At 72.9% G+C, this 14226-nt stretch carries 7 protein-coding genes and 1 pseudogene; 6 read left to right on the top strand and 2 right to left on the bottom strand.

Annotation, left to right across the window (positions count from 1 at the left end; genetic code table 11):
• Nucleotides 1-1049: serine/threonine-protein kinase (locus FNH08_RS26875; protein WP_152774107.1), on the bottom strand; the 1049-nt coding region annotated here is incomplete at its 3' end.
• Between the two features lie 299 nt (nucleotides 1050-1348).
• Nucleotides 1349-3043 (bottom strand): serine/threonine-protein kinase, encoded by a 1695-nt coding sequence (locus tag FNH08_RS26870; RefSeq protein WP_322725461.1) that lies wholly within the window; start codon nucleotides 3041-3043, stop codon nucleotides 1349-1351.
• Between the two features lie 543 nt (nucleotides 3044-3586).
• Here FNH08_RS26870 and FNH08_RS26865 point away from each other — a divergent pair.
• The 6 genes and pseudogenes from FNH08_RS26865 to FNH08_RS26840 form a co-directional block, all read left to right on the top strand.
• A complete protein-coding gene (locus FNH08_RS26865; protein WP_152774105.1) occupies nucleotides 3587-7294 on the top strand; it encodes an FHA domain-containing protein in 3708 nt (1235 codons plus the stop codon).
• A gap of 153 nt (nucleotides 7295-7447) precedes the next feature.
• Nucleotides 7448-8860 carry an ABC transporter substrate-binding protein gene (locus FNH08_RS26860; protein WP_152774104.1) on the top strand — a complete coding sequence of 471 codons (1413 nt, stop codon included), beginning with the start codon at nucleotides 7448-7450 and terminating at the stop codon, nucleotides 8858-8860.
• A 9-nt stretch (nucleotides 8861-8869) separates the two neighbouring features.
• A complete protein-coding gene (locus FNH08_RS26855; protein ID WP_152774103.1) occupies nucleotides 8870-10225 on the top strand; it encodes a carbohydrate ABC transporter permease in 1356 nt (451 codons plus the stop codon).
• A complete protein-coding gene (locus FNH08_RS26850) occupies nucleotides 10222-11148 on the top strand; it encodes a carbohydrate ABC transporter permease (protein WP_322725459.1) in 927 nt (308 codons plus the stop codon). Before FNH08_RS26855 ends, FNH08_RS26850 begins: the two co-directional genes overlap by 4 nt.
• A gap of 179 nt (nucleotides 11149-11327) precedes the next feature.
• A complete protein-coding gene (locus FNH08_RS26845; protein ID WP_322725457.1) occupies nucleotides 11328-13604 on the top strand; it encodes a bifunctional glycosyltransferase/CDP-glycerol:glycerophosphate glycerophosphotransferase in 2277 nt (758 codons plus the stop codon).
• Nucleotides 13601-14226: pseudogene (locus tag FNH08_RS26840) on the top strand (hypothetical protein); the annotation flags it as partial. The gene FNH08_RS26845 and the pseudogene FNH08_RS26840, both read left to right, overlap by 4 nt.

Raw genomic sequence — 14226 nt, 5'->3', positions numbered from 1 at the left:
CCCGCCGCCCGCGGCGCGCGAGCCGTACCGCGCGCACCCCCGGCCAGCTCGTCCGGCCCGGGCACCCGCATCGACGTGTGGGTGTCCCGGTTCGAGTCGGGCTTGGCCCCCGGCACCAGGGGCACCGCCCCCCGCCGCACCCGCTCCCGGGGCGCGGCCGACTCCGTCTCCTCCTCGTGCGCCTCCGGCTCCGTATCCGGCTCGTCCACGTCCAACGGCGGCATCCCCACCAGCGACGGCAACTGCTCCCGCAACCGCGCGCCCAGCTCCGAGGCCCGCAGCCGCGAGGCCGGCGCCTTGGCCAGGCACTGCACGAGCAGCTGCCACAGCTCCTCCGGGATGCCGGGGAGGGGGACGACCGTCTCGGTGACGTGGCGACGCAGTACGGCGCCCGGGTGCCCGCCACCGAACGGCGTGAAGCCCGCCAGCAGCTCGTACAGCACGGTCGCCAGCGCGTAGATGTCGACGGAGGCCCTGGGCGGCAGACCTTCCACGATCTCCGGGGCCAGATAGTCGGGCGTACCGATGATCTTCGTCGCGCGCGTACGGCGTGGAGAATCGATCAGCTTCGCGACGCCGAAGTCCGTGAGGAGGGCCGGATGCGCACCGCCGGGTCCCAGCGGTCCCTGCATGTCCAGCAGCACGTTCTCCGGCTTCACGTCCCGGTGCACCACCCCGGCCGCGTGCGCCGCCGCCAGACCGTCCGCGACGTCCGCCACGATCGCGACCGCCGCCTCGGGTGCCATCCGCCGCTCGCGGTCGAGACGGGTGCGCAGATCCGTGCCGCGGACCAGGTCCATGACGAGCGCCAGGTCGTTGCCGTCCACCACGAGGTCCCGCACGGACACCACGTTCGGGTGGTCGAGACCCAGCAGCGCCGTCCGCTCCTGGACGAAGCGCCCCACGAGCTCCTGGTCGGAGGCGAGGTCCTCGCGCAGCAGCTTGATGGCGACGGGCCCCTCCGGCCCCTCACCCAGCCACACCGTGCCGGCGCTGCCCCGCCCCAGAATCTGGTTCGCGGTGTACCGGCTCCCGATCTTCCGTGCCAAAACTGCTCCTACGGCCGCGTGTTGTCGCTAAAACTACGCGTCCGGCGAGCCAACCTTCACCGCGGAGACGGAAATCACCCGTCAGATGTCGACAAGTCACCAACCCCGGCAAGGCGTCGCGGGCGCACGAAAACGACGTACGTCGACGATTGTGAAGACGAACGCGAAGACGGCGCGAAAAGGACACCCGGGGGTGGAAGTGTCTTCGGCCGACCGGAGTACGGCCGAGGCCCGGACCGGGACCGGGACCGGGACCGGGACCGGGAGCAGGCAGCTTGCAGCGGGCAGCAGGCAGCTTGCTACTGGCGCAAGTCCGAGGCGCTCCCGCTCACGTCCTCGATCCATCCGGTGATGTCGCCGACCCAGGTCGTGAGCTGGTCCCAGTAGCCCTTGGTCGTCCCGATCCATCCCTGGAGCGGGCTGAACTCCCAGACCAGCCAGCCCGCCACGAACAGGATGACGATCGTGAAGAGGCACCCCTTCAGACAGCCGAGGCCGGGGATACGCATCGGGTTGGCGCTGCGCTGACGCGGCTGCCGGGGCTCACGGGGCTCGCGCTGCGGGCGCGGCGCCGGCTGCTGGGGCTGCTGCGGAGGCGGCGGCGCGTACCGCTGCGGCTGGGGCGGCGGGGGCGCCTGCCGCTGGGGCGCGTACTGCTGGGGCTGCTGCTGCGGGTAGCCGTAGTCCTGACCGGGCGGTGCCTGCTGCGGGCGCCGGCCCTGCGGCGGCTGCTGGGGCGGCCGCCCGGCCTGTCGCTGCGGGCGGCGGCGCAGCGGGTCCTCGCTGGGGTCGAGGTACTGGACCTGTGTCTGTTCGTTGCGGTCGCGGGCCGCGCGGAGCTGGTTCTGCCAGGGGTGCGGGTCCTCCGGTCCGCCGCCCTGCCCCGGCCCGCCGGGCGGGTTCGGCGGCATCGACGGCATGACGGCCGTCGGGTCGGCGGCACCTTGGGGGCCCGCGGGGCCCGAGGTGTGCTGCATCACACTGGTCGCCGCGTTCGGGTCGTACGTGCCCGCGTTGTTCGGCAGGACCTGGGTGGGGTCGGCGGAGCCGAACGGTTCGGGCGTGCCCGGAACCTGCGCGGGCGCCGGGTCGGGGGCGAGGAGGGCGCCCACACCCTCGGCGGCGGCGATCTGCGCGGAGTTCACGTGGACACCGATGCCCTCGGCGACGACCCGCAGCCCGCGCGCGAGGTTCTCGGCGCTGGGCCGCTCCTCCGGGCTCTTGCGCAGGCAGCGCTCGATGACCGTCCACAGCGGGTCCGGGACGGTGGACGGGCGGCGCGGCTCGGCGCTGAGGTGCTGGTGCAGCACTTCGAGCGCGGAGCCGCCGCCGAACGGGGGACGCCCGGTGACCAGCTCGTACAGCAGGATCCCGGCGCCGTAGATGTCGACGGCGGAGGTCTGGGGGCGGCCCTCGGCGCCCTCGGGGGCGACGTACGCGGGCGTGCCGACGAACTCGCTGGTCCTGGTGAGGCCCGGGGAGTCGGCGAGGCGCGCGATGCCGAAGTCGGTCAGCATCGGGTGCATCTGGCCGCCCTGCTGCTGGAGCAGGACGTTCGCGGGCTTCAGGTCGCGGTGGACCACCCCGTCGGCGTGGCTGGCGGCGAGCGCGTCGGCGATCTGGGCGGTGAGCAGGGCGGCGGCGACGGGCGTGAAGGGGCCGTTCTCCCGCAGGTAGCGGTGCAGGTCCGGGCCGTCGACCAGGTCCATGACCAGGGCCAGCAGATCGCCCTCGACCACGAGGTCCCGCACCCGCACGATGTTCGGGTGCGTGAGGCGGAGCAGGACGGAGCGCTCCCGCAGGAACCGCATCACGATGTCCGCGTCGTTGGCGAGCTCCTCCTTGAGGACCTTGATCGCCACGGTCTCGCCGGGGCTGCCGGGAACGGCCGCCTCGGCGCCCGCGGTCTCCCGCTGGCGGGCGCGCCAGACTGTGCCTGTGGCGCCGCGTCCAAGCGGCTCCTCCAGGAGGTACTTGCTCCCTACCGGCCGCACGTCATGGGCTCCCTGTTGCTTGCTTGCCTGGTCGGTGTTGCTTGCCTGCTGGTGATTCCACCGGTCTCGCCGGGGATTCGGGTGTTCCGCCCCACTGTAGTGCCGCCGTCCGCGGGACCGGGGTGTCGTCGTCCTGTGCTCTCCCGCACGCCCCCACTCGGACGGCTGCGCGCGACGCATGCGAGTACGTACGCGTTCCCCTGCTCGTTCGATGACATTCCCGTACGCGGCCATTCCCGTACGCGTTCGACAGGAAGACGCGCTCCGGCGTGCCGTTGGTTGCCGGAGCGCGAACGTGACCGATCTCAAGCGGGCATCCAGTGGGCATCCGCTGTCCACTGGTCAGGCACTTTTGCGGGCAGAGCCGACCAATCAAGATCACTTGCCCCTCGAAGGCGCCCACGTTGTCAGTGGCAGGTGCGAGGATGCCTTCAGTACTGGCCGATGCGCCCGTGCGCGGTGGGGGGAAGTCTGCGGTGGGGACCGGCAGGCTCATCCCCGTGCCCGCCGCGGGTGCCCGCGCGGAAGGGACCGCTGACGGCGATGCAGATCCGGCTGACCGTCGTAGACCCGCTGGGGCCGTCCTCGGAGCCGCGAGGACGTGCCACGGCCTGCGATGTGCTGGTGACGGCACCGGCGGGGACCGCGCTGGCCGCAGTGGCCTCCGGTCTCGCGTCGGCGGTCGGCGGGGACGGTGGCGCCGCCCAGCCGGAGCGGAGCCGGGACCACGGCGGCGGGGCCGTCGTGCTGTACGCGGGCGCGGAGCGGCTGGACGCGCAGCGCTGCACCCTGGGCGAGCCCCCGCTGGTCGACGGCGCCGTGCTGTCCCTGGGCGCCCCGGAGCCCGGACCCGAGGTGGACGAGTCGGCGCCCAGACTGCACGTGGTGGCGGGCCCGGACGCGGGCGGCGTCCACTTCCTGCACGGCGGCAGGATCGAGATCGGCCGCTCCGCCGACGCGGACGTCCCCCTCGACGACCCGGACGTCTCCCGCCTGCACTGCGCGGTGACGGTCGCCGAGGACGGCCGTGTCTCGGTCGCCGACATCGGCTCGACCAACGGCACGACACTCGACGGCACCCGTGTGGGCGACCGCCCGGTGCCCCTCACCCCGGGGGCGCTGCTGCGCATCGGCGAGTCGGCCCTCCGGCTGGCCCCGCCCGGCGGCATCAGTGCGGGCCCCGGAGCGCTGGGGACGGCGCCCGACGGGGAAGGGCATGTGCGGGTGGTCGCTGACGGTGACAGCGGGCCCCTCGTACCGGGGCAGGGCGGGGCGCCGCGGATCGAGAGCAGGGGCGCCCGCGGCGGGAGCTCGGCGACCGGCCACGGCACGACGACGTCTCCGGGCCGCTCGACGCCCCCCGCCAGTGAGAGCCCGGTGTCTCCCGGGCGTGCGACGGTTCCCGGCAGCCCGGCGGCCCTCGGCAGCTCGACCCCCGACGGCCAGGCCCCGGCCGACGGTGCTCCCGGCCCGGGCGGCACCCGCAAGGGAACCCCCGTGCGGGGTACGGACGTGCCGCGCGGGCCCAGGAAGCGCGGCGGCCTCTCCGCCTGGGCACGACGGCTGACCGGCGGGCGTGGCGAGGAGACGGGCGAGGCATTCGCCCCGTACGAGACGGATGAGGACGACTTCCCCCAGGAGCCCCCCGCCGCGGTGGCCCAGGCCCCGGAGAAGTGGCCGGACCCCGCCGCGCTGCTACTCACCGCGCTCGGGCCGGGCTCGCGGCTGTGGGAGCGGGAGCCGGAGCACCCGGAGGCACTGACGGTCCGGCTGGGCACGGCCGACCGGGCGGCGCCCGACGGTTCGGGGCTGCTGCCCGCGGTGCCGGTGACCGCGGGGCTGCGCGAGGTCGGCGCGCTGGGGCTCGCGGGGCCCCGCGCGCGGCTGCTGGGCCTGGCCCGCGCGGTCGTGGCACAGCTCGCCGCGCTGCACTCGCCCGACAGCCTGGAGCTGGTCCTGATCAGCGCGGACCGTTCCCGCCCCGCCGAGGAGCGCGCGGCCGACTGGTCCTGGCTCGGCTGGCTCCCCCACGTCCGCCCGGGGCACGGCCAGGACTGCCGCCTCCTCATGGCGTACGACCGCGACCAGGCCACCGCGCGCACCGACGAGCTCCTGCGCCGCCTGGAGGACCACCTGGCGGACACCGGGCTCGGTGCGACGGGGGCACCCGGCGCGGACGACACACGCGGCACCGACGAGGACGCCCCCGGCAAGCGCCCGGTGCGCCGGCCCTCCTGGGCCCGGGACGACGACCCGGCGGACGCCGCCTTCGCCGGGCCGTACACAGTGGTGCTGGTGGACGGCGACCCCGGCGGAGCCGATGTGCGCAAGGCCGTCACGAGGCTGGCGGGAGAGGGACCGGTCGCGGGCATCCATGTCGTGTGCCTCGCCGAGACGGAGGCCGCGTCGCCGGCGTCGCCGGTGTCGGAGACGTACGAGGCCGCGTGCGAGGTGTCGCCCGTGTTCCGCGAGTGCGGGGCCGTCGCCCTGCTCAGCGGGGACGTCGCCACGGCACTGCGGTTGATGCGGGTCGCCCCGGCCCGGTCCGCGGGCCACCCGTCGGGCGACACCGCGCGCAGCGCACACCCCGAGCCCCCGGGGCACCACGCGCGCGCGTCGGAGCCCACGGCCCACACACCCACGCGCGCCACCGACCACGCGCCGTCGGCGGCGACGGGCCACGGCTCCTCCGACCAGGCGAGCCGCACCCACCTCAACCTGATGGGTCACCTGCCCGCCGACACCGACGGCCACGCGCGCCCCGCCGGAGCGCACCCCACCGCCGGTGCTCCCTCCCCTTCCTCCCCTTCTTCTCCTTCCTCCCCTTCTTCTCCTTCCTACCCTTCTTCTCCTTCCTCCCCTTCCGGCCCGATAACTCCCGGCATCGTGGCCGCTGTAGACGCGGTCTCAGGGGCGTGGGCCGAGCGGTTCGCGCGGGCGCTGGCGCCGTTGCGGTCGGACGGCGCCCTCGGTGAGCGGCACGCGCGTGTGTCGGCGCCGTTGCCCCAGTCGGCGCGGCTGCTGGACGAGTTGGGGCTGGCGCGGGCCACCCCGGCGTCCCTGATGGCGCGTTGGGCGGACGCGGCCGACGACACGCAGACGGTCGGCGGGCGGGCCTGGGCCGTGCTCGGCGCCGGTCCACGCGGGCCCGTGTGCGCGGACCTCGCCACCGACGGCCCCCATCTGCTGATCGAGGGCCCGGCCGGCAGTGGCCGTACGGAGTTGCTGCGCTCCGTCGCCGCGTCGCTCGCCGCCGCCGAGCGCCCCGACCGGCTCGGCATCGCCCTCGTGGACGGGCAGGACGGCAGCGGCAGCGGCCACGGCCCCCGTCCGGGCGACGGGCTGGGCGTCTGTACCGACCTGCCCCACGTCGGCACGCATCTCGCGGCCCACGACCCGGTCCGTATGCGGGAGTTCGCGCAGTCCCTGAGCGCCGAGCTCAAACGCCGTGCGGAGTTGCTCGGCCGTCTGGACTTCATCGCGTGGCACGCCCAGCGGGGGGTGTCCGGCCGTGTTGTCGCCCAGCGCTCGCCGAGGGGCACGGCGAGCGCGCCCGGCGCGCCGTCGTCCACCTCCCCCGGCGCCTCCGCCTGTACGTCGTCCGGTACCTCCCCCGGTACCTCGTCCGGCGCCGACGACCTCGACACACCGCCCAGTTCCACCCTGCGCCTGCGCCCGTCCGCGTCCCGGGACCGCACCGATCCCGGCCCGCCGCTCGCCCGTCTGGTGGTGATCGTGGACGACCTCGACGCGCTGCTGTCCCCGCCGCTCGGCTCGCCGGGCCGCCCGGCGGCCGGTTCCGTCGTGCGGGCCCTGGAGGCCGTGGCCCGGGAGGGTGCCCGCCTCGGTGTGCACCTGGTCGCCGCCACCTCGGGCGGCACGCGTACGGCGGAGACCGACCTCGCCCGCGCGGCCACGCTCCACGTCACCCTGGAGTCACCCTCGCCGGGCCCGGACGAACCGGCGCCGGGACGCGGCCAACTGACCGTCCAAAGCAACCGGCCCGACGGTCACCCCGCCCCCGACCGCACGACTCCCTTCCAGGCCGGCCGTGTCACGGGCCGCATCCCCCGTACGGCCACGCTCCGCCCCACGGTCGTCCCCCTGGACTGGACCCGCATGGGCGACCCCCCGACCCGCCGCCCGGTCCGCGAGCTGGGCAACGGCCCGACGGACCTGGCCCTCCTGGCCAGCGCCCTGGACCGCGCGGCCCGCGAGGTCTCGGCGACGGAGGTGCCTTCGCTCCTGTGACAGCGGTACGGCTCGCCCCGTTCCACGTCACGACGCTATTACGATCACCGAGTTGACACAGCAGGCGCTCTTGCCGCCCCCAAGTACCCGGCGTAGACCAGTGCCACGGGACAGCGCTCGGACGTTCGATGACGAACGAAGAACGGGGCAGTGATGCGCAGCATTCTTCGTACACCCAAGTCGCTCAAGCACACGTCACCACACAGGAAACCCGGAGCCGCCAAGGCCGTTGCGGCCCTCGCCGCGGGCGTCCTCGCCCTCTCGCTCACCGCGTGCGGCGGTGACGACGACGGAGGCAACAAGGGCGGCGGTACGGGCAACGACGACGGCAGCAAGGCCACCGTTCAACTGCCCAAGCTGGACGGTCAGAAGCTGGAGGTCGCGGCCGTCTGGACCGGTCCGGAGCAGGAGAACTTCACCAAGGTCCTGGACGAGTTCGAGAAGCGCACGGGAGCGACGGTCAGCTTCGTACCGACGGGCAACAACACCTCCACGTTCCTCGGTACCAAGATCGAGGGCGGCAAGCCGCCGGACGTCGCGTTCCTGCCCCAGGTCGGCGTGCTGCACCAGTTCGCCGAGAAGGGCTGGATCAAACCGATGGGCAGCGCCGCCGAGGAGCAGTTGAAGAAGAACTTCTCCCAGGGGTGGCAGGACCTCGGGGCGTACAAGGGCAAGCAGTACGGGGCGTATGTGAAGGCCGCGAACAAGTCCCTGGTCTGGTACAACACCGAGGCGTTCGAGGCGGCGGGCATCACCGAACCCCCGAAGACCTGGGACGAGTTCATGCAGACCGCGCAGACGCTGTCCGACGCGGGCTCCCCCGCGGTCTCCATCGGCGGCGCGGACGGCTGGACGCTCACCGACTGGTTCGAGAACGTCTACCTCTCGCAGGCGGGCCCGGAGAAGTACGACCAGCTCGCCCAGCACAAGATCAAGTGGACGGATCCCTCCGTCAAGGAGGCCCTGACCACCCTCGGCCAGTTGTGGGGCAAGGACGACCTGATCGCGGGCGGCCGCAAGGGCGCCCTGGGGACGGAGTTCCCGAAGTCGGTCATCCAGACGTTCTCCGGTGACACCCCGGCCGCGATGGTCTTCGAGGGCGACTTCGTGACCGCGAACATCAACGCCGACACCAAGGCGAAGGTGGGCACGGACGCCAAGGTGTTCCCGTTCCCGGCGGTCGGCGCCGACTCCCCGGTGGTCAGCGGCGGTGACGTGGCGGTGGCCCTGAAGGAGAGCAAGGGCGCGCAGGCCCTGATGACGTTCCTGGCGTCGACGGACGCGGCCGACATCTGGGCGGCGCAGGGGGGCATCCTCTCCCCCAACAACAAGATGGACATGGGCTCGTACAAGGACGACGTCACCCGCGACATCGCCAAGGCGCTGCTCGACGCCGGTGACGACTTCCGCTTCGACATGTCCGACCAGGCTCCGGCGGCGTTCGGCGGCACCGCGGGTGTCGGCGAGCTCAAGGACTTGCAGGACTTCCTGCGGAACCCGAAGGACGTGGCGGGCGCCCAGCGCAAGCTGGAGGCGGACGCGGCCAAGGCGTACGGGAACGGCTGACGCCCCGACATGGCGGAAGCCGTTGCCAAGTCGACGGGGGGCGCCGGTGCGCTGCCGACGCCCCCCGTCGCACCGCGCAAGAGCGTGACGGGCACCCGGCTGTGGGTGGCGGTGCTGTTCCTGCTGCCCGCACTGGTGCTGCTCGGCGCGCTCGTGGTCTACCCGATCGGGTACTCGGTCTGGCGCAGTCTGTTCGACGCGGACGGCTCGGGCTTCGTCGGCTTCGACAACTACGTCGACATCTTCTCCGACGACTCCACGTTGACCGCCGTACGGAACACGGCGATCTGGGTGGCCGTCGCCCCCGCGGTCGTCACCGCGCTGGGCCTGATCTTCGCCGTCCTCACCGAACGGGTGCGCTGGGGAACGGCGTTCAAGCTGATCGTCTTCATGCCGATGGCGATCTCGATGCTCGCCGCGGGCATCATCTTCCGGCTGGTGTACGAGGCGGACCCGAACCAGGGCGTGGCGAACGCCGTGGTCACCTCCGTGCACGACGCGTTCGCCGACTCCTCGGTGTATCCGAAGGCCCGCCCGAACGCCCAGGTCAGCGATCTGAAGGCGTCCGGCGGCGGCTCGTTCACGACCACCGGTACGGTCAAGGCGGGCTCCCCGGCCCTGCTCCCCCTGGTCGGCATCGCGCCCAACAAGCTGCCCGGCACCCCGCAGGACGCCGAGGAAGCCACGGGCGACGGCGTCACCGGCACCGTCTGGCTGGACTTCAAGCTGGGCGGCGGCGGGGAGAAGGGCAGGATCGACGCGGGCGAGAAGGCGCTGAAGGGCGTCAAGGTCGAGGCGGTGAAGGACGGCAAGGTCGTTGCCTCCACGACCAGCGGCGCCGACGGCACGTTCTCCCTGCCCGAGAAGGCGGACGGCGCTCAACTCCGCCTCCCCGGCTCGAACTTCGCCGCGCAGTACGACGGCATCGACTGGCTCGGCCCGACCCTCGTAACCCCGGCCATCATCGGCTCGTACGTGTGGATGTGGGCCGGCTTCGCGATGGTGCTGATCGCGGCCGGTCTCGCCGGAGTGGACCGCAACCTGCTGGAGGCGGCCCGCGTGGACGGCGCCAACGAGTGGCAGGTGTTCCGCAGGGTCACCGTGCCGCTGCTGGCACCGGTCCTGGTCGTCGTCCTCGTCACGCTGATGATCAACGTGATGAAGATCTTCGACCTGGTCTACATCATCGCGCCGCAGGCCAGTTACGACGACGCGAACGTCCTCGCCCTGCAGTTGTACCTCGTGTCGTTCGGCGGCGGGGGCGACGAGGGGCTCGGCAGCGCGCTCGGTGTCGTCCTGCTGCTGCTCGTCCTGCCGGTGATGTGGGTCAACATCCGGCGCCTGAGGAAGGAGCGTCAGCGGTGACCGCTCTCGACACGCCCACGTCCGGCACGCCGGCGCCCGGAACTCCCGTACCCGACACCGCCGTACGCGCGAAACGGTCGCTCGTCTCGCGGGTGGCGAGCGGTGCGGCGGGCGGTGCGCTGCGCGTCTTCCTGCTGCTGGTGGCCCTGTTCTGGCTGGTGCCGACCTTCGGCCTGCTGGTCTCGTCGTTCCGTGAGCCGACCGACATCGCCTCCTCCGGGTGGTGGAAGGTCTTCTCGGCGCCCGCCCAGCTGACGGCGAAGAGCTACGAGTCGCTGCTGGAGAACGACGACATCACCCACTCCCTCTTCAACACGATCTGGATCACGGTCCCGTCGACGCTCCTGGTCATCCTGGTCGGCGCGATGGCCGGGTACGCGTTCGCGTGGATGGACTTCAAGGGCCGCGACTGGTGGTTCCTGGTCGTGGTGGGGCTGTTGGTGGTGCCGGTGCAGGTGGCACTGATCCCGCTGTCCGGGCTCTTCCGCGACCTCGGGATCTTCGGCGACCTCATCGGCGTGATCCTGTTCCACGTCGGCTTCGGACTGCCGTTCGCGATCTTCCTGTTGCGCAACTTCTTCGCGGAGATCCCCCGGGAGTTGCTGGAGGCGGCGCGGCTGGACGGTGCCGGGGAGGCCCGGCTGTTCCTGACCGTCGTCCTGCCGCTGGGCGCGCCGGCGATCGCGTCGCTGGGGATCTTCCAGTTCCTGTGGGTGTGGAACGACATGCTGGTCGCCCTGGTGTTCTCCGACTCGGGCTCGCAGCCGCTCACGGTCGCCCTGCAGCAACAGGTGCGGCAGTTCGGCAGCAACATCGAGATCCTCGCGCCGGGCGCCTTCATCTCCATGGTGATCCCGCTGGCCGTGTTCTTCGCGTTCCAGCGGCAGTTCGTGTCCGGGGTGATGGCGGGCGCGGTGAAGTAGACGGGCTCGTAGGGCAGTTACGTCACTCGACCGGAGGGGGCGGGCCGATTCCGGCGCGCTCCCTCCCCCTGTTCACTCCAGTTCATCCCACTTCCCCCGTATGGCACATCCGGCGTAACCCGAACGCCCGTCGGCGCGTTCCCGGGCAGTATGCCCGCGCCGACCCATGGATGTCCCCTGTGCCCAGGTTCAGTGTCATCGTCCCCGCTTACGAGGTTCAGGCGTACCTGCACGAGTGCCTGGATTCCGTGCTGTCCCAGTCCTTCACCGATCTCGAACTGATCGTCGTCGACGACTGCTCGCCGGACGCGTGCGGCGCGATCGCCGACGAGTTCGCAGCCCGCGATCCGCGCGTACGGCCCGTCCACCTTCCGGACAACGGGGGCCTCGGTCCCGCCCGCAACGCCGGACTGCGCCTCGCCACCGGCGACTACGTGGTCTTCCTGGACGGAGACGACACCCTCACCCCGGGTGCCCTCCAGGCGATCGCCGACCGCGTCAAGGAGACCGACGAGCCCGACCTCCTCGTCTACGACTACGCGCGCGCCTTCTGGTCCGGTGAGACCCGCCGCAACGAGCACGCCCTCGAACTCACCGAGAAGGGCCCGGCACCCTTCCGCCTCGACGAGCGGCCCGGACTGCTGTCGGTCATGAAGGTGGCGTGGAACAAGGCGTACCGGCGCGAGTTCCTCGACCGTGAGGGCTTCGCCTTCCCACCCGGCTACTACGAGGACACGCCCTGGACCTACCCGGTCCTGATGACCGCCGAGTCGATCGCCACCCTCGACCGGGTCTGCGTCCACTACCGCCAGCGCCGCATGGGCAGCATCACCCGCACGACGAGCCGCCACCACTTCGACGTCTTCGAGCAGTACGACCGGCTCTTCGCGTATCTCGACTCCCGTCCCGCACTGGCCCATTGGCGTCCGGCGCTCTTCCACCGCATGGTCGACCACCTCGCGGCCGTGTACGCCCGGCGTGGCCGGCTGCCGCTGGGCACCCGCGCCGAGTTCCTCCGCCGGGCCCGCGCCCACTACGCCCGGTACCAGGCGCCCGGCGGTCCGGTGCGCCGCGGCAACCGGGCGCGGCACGCGCTGGTCCGGCTGGGCAGCCACCGCGCGTACCGGGTGCTGTCGGTGGGGTTGCGGGTGCTGCGGCGCACGGGCCGGTTCGTCTCCCTGCTGGCGCACGGGAGTTGGCGAGCCGCGCTCCGCGTGCACTACCGCATGCAGCGTCTGCTCCCGCTGCGCGACGACCGCGCGTTGTTCTCCTCCCACGGGGGGCGCGGCTACGAGTGCAACCCGGCCGCGCTGGAGGACGCGTTCCGTTCTCTCGCCCCTCGTATGCGCACCGCGTGGGCCGCCCGTCCCGAGCACCACCACACGCTCCCGACGGCCACCCGCCGGGTGACGCCCGGGTCGTTCGCGTACTGGACAGCGCTGGCCCGCTCCAAGTACCTGGTCGCCAACACCGACTTCGACTCCCGGCTGGTGCGGCGAGGGGGCCAGGTGCTGGTGCAGACGCAGGCCGGCACCCCGCTGGGGCACATGGGCCTCGACCTCCAGGACCGCCCGGCCGCCGTCGGCCGCACGGACTTCGCCCGGCAGTTGAGCGGCGCCGACCAGTGGGACTACGTGCTGTCCGGCAACCGCCACTCCACGCTGGTCTGGGAGCGGGTCTTCCCCGCCGGGTACGAGACGCTGGAGTACGGGCAGCCGCGCAACGACGTGTTCCAGCGCGCCACGTCGCTGGACGTGGACCGGCTGCGCGCCTCGCTGGGCATCCCCGAGGGCGCGATCGCCCTCCTGTACGCGCCCACGCACCGCGACTACCGGCGCGCCCGGCGCACGACCCTCGACCTGGAGCGCGTGCTGCGCCGGCTCGGCCCGCGCTTCGTGCTGCTGACCCGCGCCCACCACGCGGACGGCGCCCCGCTGGTCGAGTCCCCCGGCGGCCGGATCATCGACGCGACCGGCCACCCGAACGTCGAGCACCTCTGCCTGGCCTCGGACGCGCTGGTCACCGACTACTCGTCCCTGATGTTCGACTACGCCAACCTGGACCGGCCCATCGTGATCCACGCGGCTGACTGGGAGGTGTACGAGGCGGCCCGCGGCACCTATTTCGACCTGCGCTCCTTCCCTCCGGGCGCGGTCGCGCGCAGCGAGGACGAGCTGATCGACATCTTCGCCAGCGGCCACTGGCGCGGCTCGCGCTCCACCCAGTTGCGGGCCGCGTTCCGGGAGCGCTTCTGCCCGTACGACGACGGGCGCGCCGCCGAGCGGGTCGTCCGGCGGGTGGTGCTGGGCGAGACCGGCGGGCTGCCGCCCTTCGTGCCCCTCGCCGAGCGCCACCCGGTGCCGTCGGCCGCGGCACGGCGCGCACGGTTCCTGGGCGAGCGGGAGGTGCCCTCGCCGCGTGCGATGCCGACCGCGGACCTCCTGGCGTCCCCGTGAGGCCGCGCGCCTGGGTGCTGGTCCTGGCCGCCGTCTTCGCGCTTCTCCAGCTCGCCAACGTCACCGGCCGGGACACGCCCGACAGCAGGAACTACCTGTCGTACGCGCTCGGTCTGCGCGGTGACGACAAGCGTGAGGCGGCGGGCGCCGCCATCGACTGGGTGTGCGCGGGCGAGACGTCCATCGCGCGGCGGAAGCAGAGCGTGGACGTGGTGCGCTTCCGGGCACCGGACACGTCCGCGCGGGTCGCCGAGCAGTGCCGGGACTCGCTGTGGCGGGACGTGGACAAGCGGCTGCGGGCCGGGCAGACGGACGGGCACACCGTGCCGTTCTCGTCCGAGCGGTTCATGCGGATCTTCGAGGCGCGGCCCGGGTATCCCGCGCTGCTGGTGCCGTTCGTCACGGTGTTCGGGGTGACGTGGGGCGTCTGGCTGACGAGCGTGCTCGTGGCGGCGGCCGGGGGCGTCCTGGCGTTCCTGGTGCTGCGGAGGCTGGGCGCGGCCCCGGTGGTCGCGCTCACCGGGCAGGCTCTCTTCTACGTCCTGCCGTGCGGCGCCACGGCGATGCGCCCCATGACGGAGGGGCTGCTGCTGGCGCTGACGCTGGCGGCGCTGTGGGGGTG

This window comes from Streptomyces spongiae, assembly GCF_009377185.1.
GTDB lineage: Bacteria > Actinomycetota > Actinomycetes > Streptomycetales > Streptomycetaceae > Streptomyces > Streptomyces spongiae.
This window is presented reverse-complemented; position numbering and strand designations above follow the sequence as displayed.